Source organism: Ensifer sp. ENS08 (assembly GCF_014852195.1).
In the GTDB taxonomy this organism is placed as follows: Bacteria; Pseudomonadota; Alphaproteobacteria; order Rhizobiales; family Rhizobiaceae; genus Ensifer; species Ensifer adhaerens.
Genome location: NZ_JACVBF010000014.1, coordinates 150991 through 165844 on the forward strand (window position 1 = coordinate 150991; position 14854 = coordinate 165844).

The 14854-nt window shown below is 58.5% G+C and carries 9 protein-coding genes; 7 read left to right on the plus strand and 2 right to left on the minus strand.

All coding sequences use genetic code 11. The features are described 5' to 3' along the window. Positions 1-12: 12 nt before the first annotated feature. Complete coding sequence (gene choX / locus IB272_RS25275) at positions 13-960, plus strand: choline ABC transporter substrate-binding protein (RefSeq protein WP_192445365.1); 948 nt, start codon at positions 13-15, stop codon at positions 958-960. A 412-nt stretch (positions 961-1372) separates the two neighbouring features. Here choX and IB272_RS25280 read toward each other — a convergent pair whose 3' ends face one another. Beyond that, entirely contained in the window at positions 1373-1723 is a 351-nt protein-coding gene (locus IB272_RS25280; protein ID WP_192445366.1) for a hypothetical protein, read from the minus strand. 227 nt (positions 1724-1950) lie between these two features. Between IB272_RS25280 and IB272_RS25285 the strand changes: the two genes are divergently transcribed. The 3 genes from IB272_RS25285 (at position 1951) to IB272_RS25295 (ending at position 6120) form a co-directional block, all read left to right on the plus strand. After that, on the plus strand, positions 1951-2679 hold the full coding sequence (locus tag IB272_RS25285; protein ID WP_192445367.1) for a hypothetical protein: 729 nt from the start codon (positions 1951-1953) through the stop codon (positions 2677-2679). A 530-nt stretch (positions 2680-3209) separates the two neighbouring features. After that, positions 3210-4412 carry an SIR2 family protein gene (locus IB272_RS25290; protein WP_192445368.1) on the plus strand — a complete coding sequence of 401 codons (1203 nt, stop codon included), beginning with the start codon at positions 3210-3212 and terminating at the stop codon, positions 4410-4412. Continuing rightward, positions 4405-6120: an ATP-binding protein gene (locus tag IB272_RS25295; protein ID WP_192445369.1), complete on the plus strand. Its 1716-nt coding sequence runs from the start codon at positions 4405-4407 to the stop codon at positions 6118-6120. Before IB272_RS25290 ends, IB272_RS25295 begins: the two co-directional genes overlap by 8 nt. 612 nt (positions 6121-6732) lie before the next feature. Here IB272_RS25295 and IB272_RS25300 read toward each other — a convergent pair. Further along, on the minus strand, positions 6733-7284 hold the full coding sequence (locus IB272_RS25300) for a helix-turn-helix domain-containing protein (protein WP_210339507.1): 552 nt from the start codon (positions 7282-7284) through the stop codon (positions 6733-6735). Positions 7285-7409: 125 nt separating this feature from the next. Between IB272_RS25300 and IB272_RS25305 the strand changes: the two genes are divergently transcribed. From IB272_RS25305 to IB272_RS25320, 3 genes are all read left to right on the plus strand, one after another. Further along, on the plus strand, positions 7410-8582 hold the full coding sequence (locus tag IB272_RS25305) for an MFS transporter (protein ID WP_348646817.1): 1173 nt from the start codon (positions 7410-7412) through the stop codon (positions 8580-8582). 1293 nt (positions 8583-9875) lie between these two features. Then, positions 9876-11750, plus strand: a complete 1875-nt coding sequence (locus IB272_RS34755) for an amidohydrolase family protein (protein ID WP_210339508.1) — start codon at positions 9876-9878, stop codon at positions 11748-11750. A 58-nt stretch (positions 11751-11808) separates the two neighbouring features. Further along, entirely contained in the window at positions 11809-14841 is a 3033-nt protein-coding gene (locus tag IB272_RS25320) for an FAD-binding and (Fe-S)-binding domain-containing protein (protein WP_192445371.1), read from the plus strand. The last annotated feature ends 13 nt before the right edge of the window (positions 14842-14854 follow it).

A 14854-nucleotide genomic window follows, 5' to 3' on the forward strand; every position in this document is an offset into this window, starting at 1 on the left:
GGTGGAGGAGAAATGTCTTTGTCGTTTTTACGCACCCTCGCCGCTGCCTCGCTAATGCTTTTCGGGAGCTTCGAGGTTAGTGTCAGCGCCGACCGACAAACTTGTCGGACGATCCGGTTGTCGGATCCCGGGTGGGTTGACGTTGCAGTGACGAACGCTCTTGCAAGCGTTCTCCTCAATGGTCTGGGCTATACGGTCGAGATCTCGACCCAGTCCCTCCCGGTCGGATACGAAATGCTGAAGAGTGGGAAGGTGGACGTTTTCCTCGGAAACTGGATGCCCGCGCAAAGGCGGTTCGTCGACGGGTTGACGAGGGATGGTGCAGTCGAGGTCCTTACTCGCAACCTGGTGGGGGCAAAACTGACCCTAGCGGTTCCGGACTACGTAGCCAAAATGGGGGTCAAGGATTTCGCCGATCTCCAGGAGCACGCGGACGCATTCGACCGCAAGATATACGGCATCGATGTTGGCGCTGCGGTAAACGAAAACATTGAAGAGATGATCGGGGCGGGGCGCTTTGGCTTAGGCGATTGGGAAGTCATCGCGTCGAGCGAACAAGGGATGCTTTCACAGGTCGAACGAGCCGAACGAAAGGAACGCGCGATCGTTTTCATTGGTTGGGCTCCCCATCCAATGAACGAACGCTTCAATATGACATATCTCTCTGGAGGCGATGCCTTCTTTGGGGAGCGGTCCGGGGGAGCCGAGGTGTTTACCCTTGCCCGGTCAGGTTGGACTGAAATGTGCCCAAATGCAGCTGCATTCTTCAGAAAGCTCGTGTTTGACGTCGGTATGGAAAACGTCCTGATGGGCAAGATCCTCGACGGAGAGGAGGCGACCTCTGCAGCCTCTTCCTGGCTGAAGCGCAATCCTGCCATCGTAGAAAGCTGGCTGGATGGGATAACCACGTTAAATGGCGCTTCAGGCGTTCATGCGGTGAAAACAGTCTTAGCGCAATGAGCTGGTCGAAAACTCTGAATTACGGGCTATTCGGATTTTCGTGTGGATTCGCGAATCCTCTGCCCCCTATTGTTGGGAGGTTTCCGGAGCTCAGAGTTGCAGTCCGGTTTCCGCCGACGCATGACAGCTTTTGGTCCAAGGTACAGACATTATCAAGTGAAGCAGGCTCGGTCGCTCCAAGGATGGCCAAGTTCCTGTTGGAGATCCCCTGCTTGGTTCTGACTGCAGCCCCTGGGTCGGCTTCGAGACGGATGTCCCTATAATCAAGTAACCGCCCGTTGGAGGAATTTGGCCCGACAGGGCCGATCGGTTGGCCACCTGTGTTCGACCATCTGGATGGGTAGGCCGCCCGCCCCGACGGTCCACTTGTCGGCCCATTGCTGCAACGCTACCAACACGGGAAAAAGTGACGTCATTCGACGGCATTCTCCTCCTCAGCCGCCTCGATCGCAGCGAGAACACGCTTTGAAGGCTGAACCATCGGGTTCGGACTGGCGTAGTCGGGAGCGTGGAAGTACTGCTGGCGCCCGCCGAACCAGATCATGCGTGCCGGCAGATCGTAGTCCGGGTAGTCGATCAAATCAGGCCAGTCGGGATGCGGCCGGTTCCTTCGGGGTGTTTCGTAGTCGGTCTTGAACCAACGATTCAGGGCCGTGACGCTTCTTGAAGGAAGGGTCTTCGTCTTCATCTCGTTGACAGGAAGCTGCATGAAACGGGCATGCAGCCATTCAGCGAGATCGAGCGTTGTCTTTGTAGCCTTCATCCGCTTGCCTGAAGGTTCGACGGTCGCGATCTCGCCAAGCTATCTTCGCTGAATCAATGATTTCAGTCTCAGGCGGCAGATCAACCAACGCAAGGTCGCCGCGCTCGTCCACAACCCTCGGCTTGCGAAATCCGACCGCTCGTGGCACCACAGTGCGGTCGTATCGTCCTATGCCACTCGGAGCTGGATTGGAGATGTCATTGCCGCCTGTACGCGTTGTAGTACCCATGGATAGTCAGGATCCCGAAGCCTGGAGGTATGCCCTCGCATACGCGATGAAAATCGGTGGTTCCGCAGCGACCCCGGTTCAAAACTACATCCTGCTCACGCATACGAAGCAGCAATTAAAGTCGACCTCTCTGAGCGATCACGTCGGCGCTGCTGCCTCGAAGAATCTGCTGGCCAACAAGACGGTCTCCCTCTCGGATGGTGGACAACTGCGCCATGAAACACTCCAGACTCTGCGGCTCACGGGCCGGGGGGCCGTCATCATCGCATACTTCGCAGAGGACAAGCTCCTCGAAACCGTCGATGGTCTGGACGCGGTCGTAGGGGTCGTCGCGGTCCCGGACATCAAAAGCCAGGCGGATAAATGGATCGCGCGATGGAACCCGGTTGTACACGGTGAGCTACAACCTAAGACACCTGCCCCTCTCATAGATGACACCGTGATCGTGAATGCGCTTACTTCTCTATCGGGTTCAATCAATCTCTCCCATGCCGTAATGAACCCGCGTGACAAGGAATATGCCGACGAGACACTGAGGATTCTGCGTGCCAAAGGACACAAGCTGGAGCCGGATCATATCAAGTCGTGGGCGATCAGGAACAAATGGAAGCCGGGGGCCGCAGACGAACTGGCGAGACTCGCCACCCGCATTAGGGACATGAAGTCGAAGCCATCGCTTCGCAGCTTCCATAATCCCGACGGAAAATATGAGCGATGGAGCGAGTAGATGGCGTAGCTGACGACCCGCCTCGACAACTTCTCTGCTCCCTACCACCGGATGGTCGATCACCCGTTCGTCAGGCGCCTCCTCTGAAGACACCTCGCCATCGAATTCCTGCTCCGGCAAACTCGACTCGGTGATCAAGAGGACTTTGCGTCACATCGAACTGATCACGCCCAATCTTGGAGATTGGAACACTGGAAGACGACCAGGCGGCAAGCCCGCGGCCATCAACAAATTGAGAAACAAGCTCGCGCATCAGCTCATTTTCGAGCCGTCTCTCGATGAAGTGCAGCAGCTCTGGCGGTAAGCAAGCGCCGCGTAGATACGACCAATGGGATCAAGCAGGCGTGGAGGCTCTCGGTTCAGCGGCGAAGATCGGCGCGCTGGACCGATGCCCGCCTCGCTGCTCAAGGACCTCGGGGATTTCCTGCAGGACGACAAATGAGAGCGCGGCACATCTAAAGTAGCTGATCGATACGGTTGCAATCATCACGACTCATGGCAACACTCGCTGCCGACAGGGAGAGTCAGCTTTGAAAATCAAGAGTTCACAGGGTTCCGGGGATTGGATAGCAGTCCAGCAGCCCGTCGATGACATCCCTGATCCGGCGACCGCCGACATCCGGCGCGTGCTGTCTTCAGCGGTCCGGGCGCAGAACCTCGTGATCCTGACTGGTCTGGGAACTTCGTTATGCGTCCTGAAGGACGGAAAAAGAGTGGCCCCGACGATGTGGGATTTGCTATCGAGGATCAAGGAGATATTCAAAACCGCGGATATCGTCGACGGAGCGGCGGAGGGCGCGCGGTGGAAGTCCTTCGTGACTTTGGCGAACGTCGCAGAAGATACCGAGGACCTCGAACACCTGATGTCCCGAGCGACGACGGCGGCGGAATTCCTTCCCGAAGGCGATGCGAAGAAGGTACGCGTTCTTCTCGAGATCGCCGAGGGCATCATCCGCGATGAGGTCGACTTCATGGAGGACGCGATCAGCGTTCCCGTGCATGAGGCATTTCTGCGCAGGGTGGCGCGCAGATCCGCAAGACGAGCGCGGACGAAGATTTTCACGACGAACTACGACACCTGCTTCGAGACGGCAGCCAGGCGCTCCGCCTTCGTCGTGGTCGATGGCTTCGCCTTTGGAAGCGAGGCACATTTCGACTCATCGCAGTTTGATTATGATGTGGTGCGTCGTGCGGCGGGCGAGGAGAAATCGGATTTCATCGAGAACCTCTTCCACCTATATAAAATCCACGGCTCGATAGACTGGGAGGTCAACCACGCATCCGGGCAGATCGCAAAAAGGCCTGGCACGACGAAGCCGCTGCTGATCTATCCCAAGTCGACGAAATACGAACTGTCATTCAGCCAGCCGTATATCGAGATGATGGGGAGCTTCCAAGCAAGTCTCCGTACCCCCAACACGACGCTTTTGGTCATTGGCTTCGGGTTCAATGACAAGCACATATCCGAGCCGATACTCGGCGCAATCAAAGCCAACCTGTCGCTGAACGTCGTGGTGATAAATCCCGACATCGAAAAGGCCAGCGATGGCGGCGCGAAAAGCAACGGATATTTGAGCGCCTTCGGCGAGCTGATCGACAACGGGGATGCGAGGCTCGCCCTGATCGCGGGAAAGTTTGAGGAGATCGTCCCCGTGGTTCCGGATGTGATTGCGGAGACAGAACTCGAGCGACATACCGAGCGCGTCCGAAACATGGGAAGGACGCATGGCTGAACCTCTTCCCAGCTATCCGTTCGAGCGATCTCGATACCTGGGTTCCGTCTCGCGCGTCAGCCCGCTCGGGATTCGGGTGAACTTTCCTTTCGCAACAGAGGTAGCCCCGTCTCAGTATGCCGGGCACCGTGTCACCAGAGGACAGGTGGGCGAGTTCGTCGTGATCGAATCCTATGGAAGCGCCATCATAGGCCGTATCACAGAGATACAGCTTCCCGATCGCGATCGCCTTTCAGTCGAGCCCGAACGGAACGAAGGCGACGAAGTCGCGAATCCGATCGGCATGATCAAGCTCCTCGGATCGGTCGATCTGAATTCAAACCAATCAAGCCGCGGGATCGGCGAGGTGCCGAGGGTAGGGGATTATGTCTATCACGCGCACCCGGATTTTGTTCGCCATGCGATTGTTTCCACGAAGGGCGCCAAGAGCGGGCTGATCGAGATCGGCCATCTCAGCGGCGCGCCGGAGACACGGATATCGCTTTCCCCCGCCTCGATTTTTGGGAGGCATTGTGCAGTTCTGGGAACGACGGGCGGGGGCAAGAGCTGGACGACGGCCCGCTTGGTCGAACAGGTCGCAGAGCGGGGCGGAAAAGTAATTCTTCTCGATCCTACTGGCGAATATCATACGCTTCAGGGCCGGGTCAGGCATGTCCATCTCGGCGGAACCCGCGATGGCGATGCGGACAAGCGGGAGTTCGTATCCTTTCCCTATTTCCATCTTACGGAGATGGATCTGTTCGCGTTCCTCCAGCCAAGCCCCGGGGTGCAGGTCCCCAAGCTGCGCGATGCCTTGCAGAGCCTCAAGCTGGTCCATCTCGAGCCTGAACTTCTGGATCAGGATTCAAGTCTTCTCATCAAAGCCGGACGGGCGAAGAAGCCGATCAACCAGGCGATTGTCGCTCACGATCATGCTCTCCATGCGCCGTCCGCATTCTTCGAATTCAAGGATCTCGTGGAGCAGGTACTGGAGGAATGCGTCTATCCGACAGATCTGAACGGACCGAAGCATCATTGGGGCGGCAGGCATCCGAATTCCTTCGACAATTGCATCACGCTTTGCATGCGGATCACCACCTTCCAGAAGTCGCAGCCGATGGTGCCGATATTTGCTCCACCGGCCTACATGACCGATTTGACCAACGTGATCGAAGAGTTCCTAGCGGATCCTGACACGGCGGTTCTCAGGGTTTCGATGCGGTATCTAGCATTCGAACAGCACACTCGCGAACTCGTGGTCAATGCGATCGGGAGGTATCTACTCGGTCGGGCGAGAAACGGCGACTTCCAAGAAGTTCCGCTAGTCGTCGCGATTGATGAGGCTCATCAGTTTCTGAACAAGAGCATCGGCGATGAGAGCAACAAGGTGACACTCGATGCATTCGGGCTCATCGCGAAGGAAGGGCGGAAGTACGGCCTGACTTGTCTCCTTGCCACGCAGCGACCTCGGGATGTTCCCGAGGATGTTCTTTCTCAGATCGGAATGTTCGTAGTGCACCGTCTGATCAACGAGCGAGACCAATCCGTTGTGATCAACGCGAGCGGCGTTCTCGACCAATCGACGGCCGCCTTCTTGCCGAACCTGAGAGATGGTGAGGCGCTGATAGTCGGTGCGGAATCGATCATGCCGATGCCGATCATTCTCAACCAGCCGCTGAACAAGCCTCGCCTGGAGGAAAATGTCGAGAAAACCTGGATGTCAGCTTAGACCTCCTCTAGACGCGGACTGGGGCAGGAAATCGAGGCGAAGATCCCACTAACCAGAAAGGGAGGGAAATCGGACCCGCTTCTTCGAAGGTGGCCAGTCACGTGCGGGGACCTCGTTAAGCTGCTCTCTGATAACCCACGTATCCAGCTCGCCCTTCAAGGCAAGGGCTTGGAGCAAAGGGGGCGGCGTGCTGGCCTTCTACCTTGCGTGAGCTTGGTATCTAGTGGGATTACTGACTGGAGTTGAGAACGAACCGACAGCTTTGGATGTCGCTTAGGCGACGCGTGCTGAAGCCGCAGGAGTGGCGGGAGGCCCGCCGTCGATAGCCTGGCGACCCCGCCTGAAGAGCGTAGGCGCTGGTCATTCCCTGACCTGGCGAACCATCCGAATTCAACGGAAGGACCCGCGGTTGCGGCGAGGGAACTTAGACGGGGACAAAAATGAAGAAGGAACGCGCCGTCGGCGCGGCCAACTGGCAACTTGGCCGCTCCCAGTCACCCCATGGGGGAAGCATTAACTTATCCGGTCGGTCGTTGCCCAGATCAACTCGTAGATGAAAGCGATGAGGGCGCCACTCGCGGATATCTGAGCTGCTGGCAATATATATCGCACTTAGCTGGCCTCTGGTAGCACTCTGGAACTCGGGTCGACCGCCCCACCAGGCGTGCCCAGAACTGTGAAATTCCGGTCTTCAATTCTCTTGGCGGTCGAGGGCCCGCCACCGGGGCCTATCTCAAGCCGGACGTCACGAAAGCCGAGCGGGTGTCCGGAGGCCGAGGTCGGTCCCACGGGGCCGAGCACCTGCCCAGTTTCGTGTTCCACCATCAAGATCGGCGGGCCGTTCTCGCTAACAGCCCATTTGTCGCCCCATTGCTGCAAAGCGACCAATACAGGGAAGAGTTCCTCGCCTTTGGAAGTGAGACGATAGCCTTCCCGTCTGCCCTTCTCCTCAAGGGCGACCTTTTCGATAACCCCGATTTCGATGAGCCGCTTGAATCGCGTGTTCAGGATATTCCGGGCAATGCCCAGCCGTTCTTGGAACTGATCGAAACGCGTCGTTCCGAGGAAGCATTCGCGGACGATGAGCAAGCTCCACCACTCGCCGATTTCATCGAGCGCCCGCGCTATCGAACAGTTCATTTCGCTGAAGGTTTTTCGTTGCATCCCCGCAATATAGACACAACAGTTGCTTTATGCAACTTGTTCAGATAAGTTCCATTATGAAACTTGGAGCGGCGACTGACGCCGCGTTTTTTTGAAGGACTACCGCCTTGGATCGTCGCTTGCTCGTGCTCGCACTCGGCATGTTCGCCATCGGAACGGACAGTTTCGTAATTGCCGGAATTCTTCCTGAGGTGTCGAAGTCCCTCGGTGTTTCAATCGCAGTCGCCGGACAAATGGTGACCGTCTACGCCTTAAGCTTTGCGATCCTCTCGCCCGTGATAGCGGCGACCGCGGCGCATTGGCCGCGGAAGCGGCTACTGCTCGCCGGGCTAGTGGTTTTCAATTTAGGAAACCTCGTCACCGCTGTTGCCCCAAACATTGAATTGGTCTTGGCCAGTCGCTTCCTGGCCGGGCTCGGCGCCGCGATGTTCAGCCCCACTGCCACCGCAACCGGTGCTTCGCTCGTGCCGCCGGAGAAGCGCGCGCGTGCTCTCGCCATTGTGATCGCCGGACTGTCCGGTGCCACCGCCCTGGGATCGCCCCTTGGAACATTTATCGGTGGATTGGGTGACTGGCGAGCCACCATGTGGTTCGTGACTGGGGTCGGCGTCATCGCGGCACTGGGAGTCTTTGCACTGCTGCCGGCAGTGCCTGCTCTCCCGGCAGTCTCGCTTCGCGCGCGCCTGGCTCCTCTCAAGGACCCGCGTGTGGCGCTAACCCTGCTGAGCACTCTCGTGGCGTATTCGGGTTTCTTCGCTGTATACACCTATCTCGGCGTCGCCTTCGACCGGGCAACGGCCGGAAATCCCGAAGTGCTGGCTGGGCTCCTGCTGCTTTGGGGGATCGCTGCGACCGTCGGCAATTTGGCTGCCGGATACTTCACAGACCGATTTGGTAATCGCCTGATAATCAACGGCGCTTTGACCATCGCCGTGATCAACTTCGTGTTGATGCCTTGGACCAGTGCTCAGCTTTGGAGCGCCGCGGCGGCTCTCGTGGTTTGGGGGATGTGCGGCTGGGGAATGCTGGTCCCTCAGCAGCATCGATTGATCAGCCTTGCTCCGGCCTCCGCATCGCTTCTTTTGGGACTGAATTCCGCTTCCTTATACGTCGGCGTGTCCGTGGCTGGCGTGGTCGGCGCGGCGGGGATATCAGTACTAGACCGCTATCAGCTGGGATTCATCGGCGCACTGTTCGTAACTGCGGCCCTCATCATAGCTCACGCGGCGTACCGACGGATAAGCGCCGCTTCGCCGGCGGTCGGAACTCAGTCATCGGTAGTGGAGCAGAGAAGCTGAGCGGACCCGTCGTCACAAAGCGTTGAATGCCACTCGTGGCCGACGGGAATTGGCCGGTCAGCGAGAGCGTAAAAAATGGCTCTGCCGCTCCGTACTGAAGCGGCGGAAACAGGCTCAATCGCAGAGGCCGCTTGTAGCGCCTGTGCTGTTGGGGCGAAAACGCCCCGATCCTTCCTCGAAGAGGATTAGATGGCGTCGGGGCACCGGACCATGGCACATCGGCATAGGACGATCGTTCCATCTGGATGCCGCCTCAATTGCAACGTCCCAGGCTTGACGTTGTGCCGGAAGCAAAAGCTTCGCAGGATTCAGTCGGCGCGGTCGGTTTCAATCGCTCGTGACGAACAGCCGCTGAGCGCAGCTTGCCCGGACGTGTTCGGCGTGCGCCGCGGGCTGTGCGAGTGGGCGTTAGTGATCGGTCGCGTCCACGATGCGCATCAGCACCGCTCCGACTTCAAGGTGTACTACAGGCCGTTACAAATCTGGGCCTCGGTAGACACACCTGCTGAACAAGTCGCTGCTATAAACGCCTTCGTGAAGGACGAGAGCAAGAAGATCGCAGGATCGGGTTGTCCAAGCGGTGACGCTTTTCTCGCGCTCGTGCATTCAGGCGTACCAGACGGAAACGTCTGCTCTCGTGTCGGAACACCGTCAGTATCTTGCGTGGACACGAGAAGATATCAGGTCCTTCCCCTGCTCACGCCTCCGCCGTTCCAGCCGGCAGCCAGCTGGGATTGCGATTGGGGACGTGGGCGAGTTTCTCCTCCTGGCGTTCGCGTCCCCAGACGTTTCCACTGCAGGCTCATCTTCTCCTTGAGCCTGCAGTGACACGCGAGCGACACGTCCGCTTTGTGGGGCGAGGCGCACGCTGGTCGGCAACACCCTCGCGGTTCCGTTCCTTCATGGGTCGGGATTGCGTTGGGGGCGCGGTCGGAAGTCCCCCCTTTTGGCGTCCGCGCCCCCTCTTTCTGGGGTCCACATAGGCGGAAAACCGGGTGTCCTGCTGAGGCGGTTGCTTCATGCGGGACGAATCGAATGAGGTGCCCTTCGAGCGGCCGAGGGCCATCTGGCGGCTGCACAAGCCTTTCAAGCCAGGTTCAACGAACTTTCCACACGAAAGGGTTCACTCCAGAATCCGAGCTTCCTCGCTACGCCGGGTCTGCAGGGAGACGTGCGGCTTAACCGAGACCCCTCAGCAGCGTGCAAGATGGCGAACTTTTGATACGGACCGTCGGGTAGTCGGGCCGCCGTCCCGCGGCCGAGCGATATCTTGCTCTCAACAGGGAGCAGACGATGAGCACCGAAAGCATGCTTGTGGACGCGCATGTCCACTTCTACACATCGGCCGATTTGGAAGCGGTGAAGGGACTCCTTCCATACTCGCTTCCAGCACCTCACACCCTTTCCGCTTACCTCGAACATCTTAGCGAAACCGGGGCAATGCCACGGCTCGTCAATAACGTACATCTGAGTATTCTCCCGGACTCCGCTAACATTTTTGCGTCGTTCGACGAGATGGAGAGCCTGAAGAGGTCAGATCCGGGAAGATACGGTGATGTCGCGTTGGTCGGAACGATTAAGGCAGACCCGGAGTACGCGACAGCAGAGCGCCTCCGGCATCCGCAGGTGGTGGGTGTACGGATTGTGCTACACGACACGCCGCCGGACCGTGTTTCGGAAGCGCAATACACGGGGAGCGGGTGGAAGGCCCTTTTCGAGCGGCTGCGGCCGGACCAACACGTCCATGTCTACGCCAAAGAAGCTGGGACCAACCTGCGGGTCCTTAGGCAAATTCCCAGGCATATCCCCGTTCTGATCGACCATCTTGGAAGCTGCCACGCGGAGCGGGGCGCAAACGAACCCAGCTATCGAGCCCTGCTGGAGGAGGCGAAGGCGCGAGGAAACGTGTGGTTCAAGGGGCCGGGATATCGGACTTCCGCCACCGTGGACGGCGCGCTCCCATTTGTCCTGGCCATCGTTAGCGGAGTGGGGCCGGATCGCATTCTCCTGTCGGCAAGCGACGCACCTCACGTCGGAGCGGACGGCGGCGGTCGGAGCTTTGAAAGCCAGTTCGACGCAGTCGCAGCGCTCAACTTTTCGGAAGCTTTGGCCAACGCGGCGAGCGAAATCACCTCCGTTCCGGCGCGTCAGCTCTTGAGTGCCGCTGCCTATTACATTTTCCCACGTCCAGATGAAAGCGAAACGATGACGGACATCCTTATCGAAGACATTCAGTTCCCCGTCGCCTACGGCGATGCAACGATCAATTTGGTTGGCCGGGTTTTCAGGCCCGCGTCCCCTGACGCCAACCTTCCGCCGGTCGTTTTCAACTCTGGCTTTACGGGCGGCGTCTCGATGTACGGCCAGCTTTTCGGCCGCGCCTTTGCCGAACGTGGCTACCGTGTAATGACATACGACGTCGCAGGCTTCTTCACCAATAAGGATGTCCGCAACACTGCCGACCAGGACGGCATCACCGTCACGAACGTCAGCCTCGTAGATCAAACGGCGGAGGTGCTTGCCGCCGTTCGCTGGGCAAAGGCCAATTTTGGGGCAATGCCCGTAGTGGCCTCCTGGGCGATGGGATCGGTCGCAAGCCTCGCAGCGATCGTTGATCTTGCCAAGCAGGGGAAGGACCAGATCGCATTCTGGGTACCGATGAGCTACACGAGCATTTCAGCCCTTCAGGAACTCCGGGCCGACAAGGCAGCCGCTGACGCGGCTATTAAGGAGCTGGCGGATGACGCTGCGATTCCGCCATTCGACACCGGGACCGATCTGACCAAGGTGGGCTATTATCCACTTGATGCCGACACTCAGGAGTACGTTGATCGGCAGCTGGGTGCTTACACCGAAGCCGGCGGCGTTGATCGTTGGCCCGGTTGCAGCCACGTGACGGCGAAGTCCTACAAGGAATACGTAGAATTCAACCCCGAAAACGACCTGAACGGAGGCGCCGGTTATCCGCCAGCCCTTATCGTACATGGCGCTGAGAACACGTTGCATATGCCGGAGGAATCAATTCGGCTGCACAGCGTCTACCCAGGCAACGCCGGGGAGAAGGCTCTCATTATCGAAGGTATGATGCACGGCCAACAGAACCAGGCCGATAACCCAATCTTCCACCGGCTGATCAAGGAAATCGATCAGGCAATCCGTTCGGCTTGATTTTTCAGATGGCGACGCACGGTCGGGTTCTCCTGACCGTGCGGGCAGAAGATTTAACATGATCCCCAGCCTGCGTACCCGATCCGACCTTATGCCGCTCTACGGCGTTTTCTGTGCCGAACTTCAGGCGCGCGGTTTCAGCGGCGATTTGTCCGTAATGGCTGCAGATCGAACGGTGCTTTCAACAGACAACTCCATCTATCAGGTCACACCCCAGGCCGTTGCGTTCCCGAGAGACTGCGAGGATTTGGTGCGGATCGCCAAACTCCTCGCAGAGCCGCGCTTCTCGGATGTCGTCATTTCGCCTCGTGGCGGGGGAACAGGGACGAATGGTCAGTCGCTAAGCTCCGGCCTTGTCGTCGATGTTTCGCGCCACATGAACCGGATCCTCGCGATCGATCCGATCCGACGCACCGCACGCGTGCAGACGGGCGTCGTCAAAGACCAGTTGAATGCTGCCCTGAAGCCTTACGGCCTGTTTTTCGCCCCAGAACTATCTACGTCAAACCGTGCGACCATCGGCGGGATGATTTCCACGGATGCATGCGGCCAGGGGTCCTGCCTGTATGGAAAGACGCGCGACCATGTTTTGGAACTGGTTACTGTTCTGTCGGACGGTACGGTCTGGCGCTCCACGCCTCTGAACGATGCCTCCCTCAGCGTGATAGTCGAAAGAGAGGATCTCGTTGGCGCGATTCATCGTTGTGTCGCCGATATGCACGAACAAAAAGCTGCTGAAATCAGCGCGCAATTTCCGAAACTGAACCGTAGCCTCACCGGATATGACTTGGCGCATATCCGCCGGCAGGATGGTATGTTCGATTTGAACTCGCTGTTGTGCGGCTCGGAGGGTACGCTGGGATTTCTGGCGGAGGCGGTTCTCAACCTCATGCCGATCCCAACGCACGAGGCGCTTATCGCGCAGCGGTATGACAGTTTCGACGCAGCGTTGCGCGACGCCCAATCGCTAATGCGCTTCGTGCCGGCCTCGATCGAGACCGTCGACTCCCGTGTGCTCGCGCTCGCCCAAGGGGATCCAATATGGGAGGCCGTGCAAGAGTTCTTTCCAGAGGATGGCGCTGGCCCAATGAAGGGCGTCAATCTGATCGAATTTGTCGGTATGAGCCAAGGGGAGGTCGACAACGCGCTGTCGCGGCTCATCGTCGAACTCGACGATAACACGGGGAGGGGAGGCCGACGTGGCTATTCCATCGCCCGCGGAGCGTCACAGGTTCAGAAAGTTTGGGACATGCGCAAGAAGGCCGTGGGTCTTCTTGGCAACATGAAGGGCGACAGCAGACCCATCGCTTTTGTGGAAGACACTGCGGTCCCTCCCGAGCATCTTGCGGACTACATACTGGAATTCCGCGCCGCACTCGATCGCCGCGGCCTGATCTACGGCATGTTCGGGCATGTCGACGCAGGTGTGCTTCATGTCCGACCCGCAATCGACATGAAGAAGCACGGTGCCGAAGAGCTGATAAGGGAAATTACCGAGGAGGTGGTAGAGCTCACGCTCCGTTTCGGCGGACTGCTCTGGGGAGAGCATGGCAAGGGGTTGAGGTCGGAATTTTCACCCAAGGTTTTCGGAAACCTTTATCCCTTGTTGCAGGCGGTGAAAACCGCCTTCGATCCAAGGAACCAGTTCAATCCTGGCAAGATCGCCGCTCCTCCGGCAAAACCGCTCCTTCGGATAGATGAACTGCCTACCAAAGGCGCGTTTGATCGGCAGCTCACCTCCACGGTCAGGGCTGCCTTTGACGAGGCACTGCATTGCAACGGCAACGCCGCTTGCTTTTCCTGGGACCCCGACGAGGCAATGTGCCCCTCCTGGAAAGGCACTCGGCAAAGACGACATTCTCCCAAGGGACGGGCGCAATTGATGCGGGAGTGGCTTCGCCGCTTGGTGTCGGAGGGCGTCGATCCAGCCACCGAGGCTGCCAGATTACGAAAGGCGCCCCCATGGCGGAATTTCGGCCGGCGACTGCTGGCCACCTTGCGCCGCGATCCCGATGATTTTTCGCATGAAGTGAACGAGGCAATGTCCGGTTGTCTCGCCTGCAAATCGTGCACCGGGCTGTGCCCGATCAAGGTGGACGTTCCGACGTTCAGGGCGAAGTTTCTCGAACTCTACTATGGCCGATATCTGCGTCCGGTTCGCCACCACGTCATGGCCAACATTGAAGGAATGCTGCCGATGATGGCGTCATTCCCCGGACTAATAAACTTTGCAATGAATTCCGGGATCTTGAAGCTACTTGGACTCGTCCACACTCCAAGGCTCCCGAACGTGCACCTTGCCAAAGAATTGCGGGCGCGTTCGATCGGAATAGCTTCGCCGGGAGTGTTGTCAGCCCTTACCGAAGAGCAGCGCCGTACCAGCGTTGTCATCGTGTCAGATGCGTTCACGACGTATTACGAGCCGCGGGTGCTGTTGGCGGTGATCGATCTCTTCCGTCTGATGGGAGTTCGCCCCTGGTTAGCGCCATTCTACGCCAATGGGAAGCCTTTGCACGTGCACGGCTTCCTCGGAAGATTTGAGCGCACGGCGCGGATGAATTCCTTGGCCTTGCGGGCGCTTGAGGAGAGTGGGGTGAAGCTGGTCGGTATCGATCCGTCGATGACTTTGACTTACCGCTCCGAGTACCGAGCGGCTTTGCCCGGAGAGAAAGTCCCCAACGTGTTGCTAGTCCAGGAGTGGCTCCGCGATCACGCAGATCTCCTGCCTCGGGCTCCTCACAAACGTTCTTTCCGGTTCATACCGCATTGTACAGAGCGCAGCACAGCTCAGGGGGCCATTTCGACCTGGAAGACCGTATTCGGGCTCTGCGGGTTGGATCTCGCCTTCGAGGCGGCCGGATGTTGCGGAATGGCGGGCACGTTCGGGCATGAGGCTGAGCACAGAGAGCTGTCGGAGCGCATATATTCTCAAAGTTGGGCGGTCCAGGTCGCGAAGCTTGACGCACCGGAGCTTTTGGCGGATGGGTATTCATGCAGATCGCAGGCCGCCAGTATCGATGGTGTGGCCTTGCGGCATCCGATAGAGGCCTTGCTTGGTGAACTCGGCGACCTCTCGCTCCCTCGGACCTAGCGTCACGCCTGCG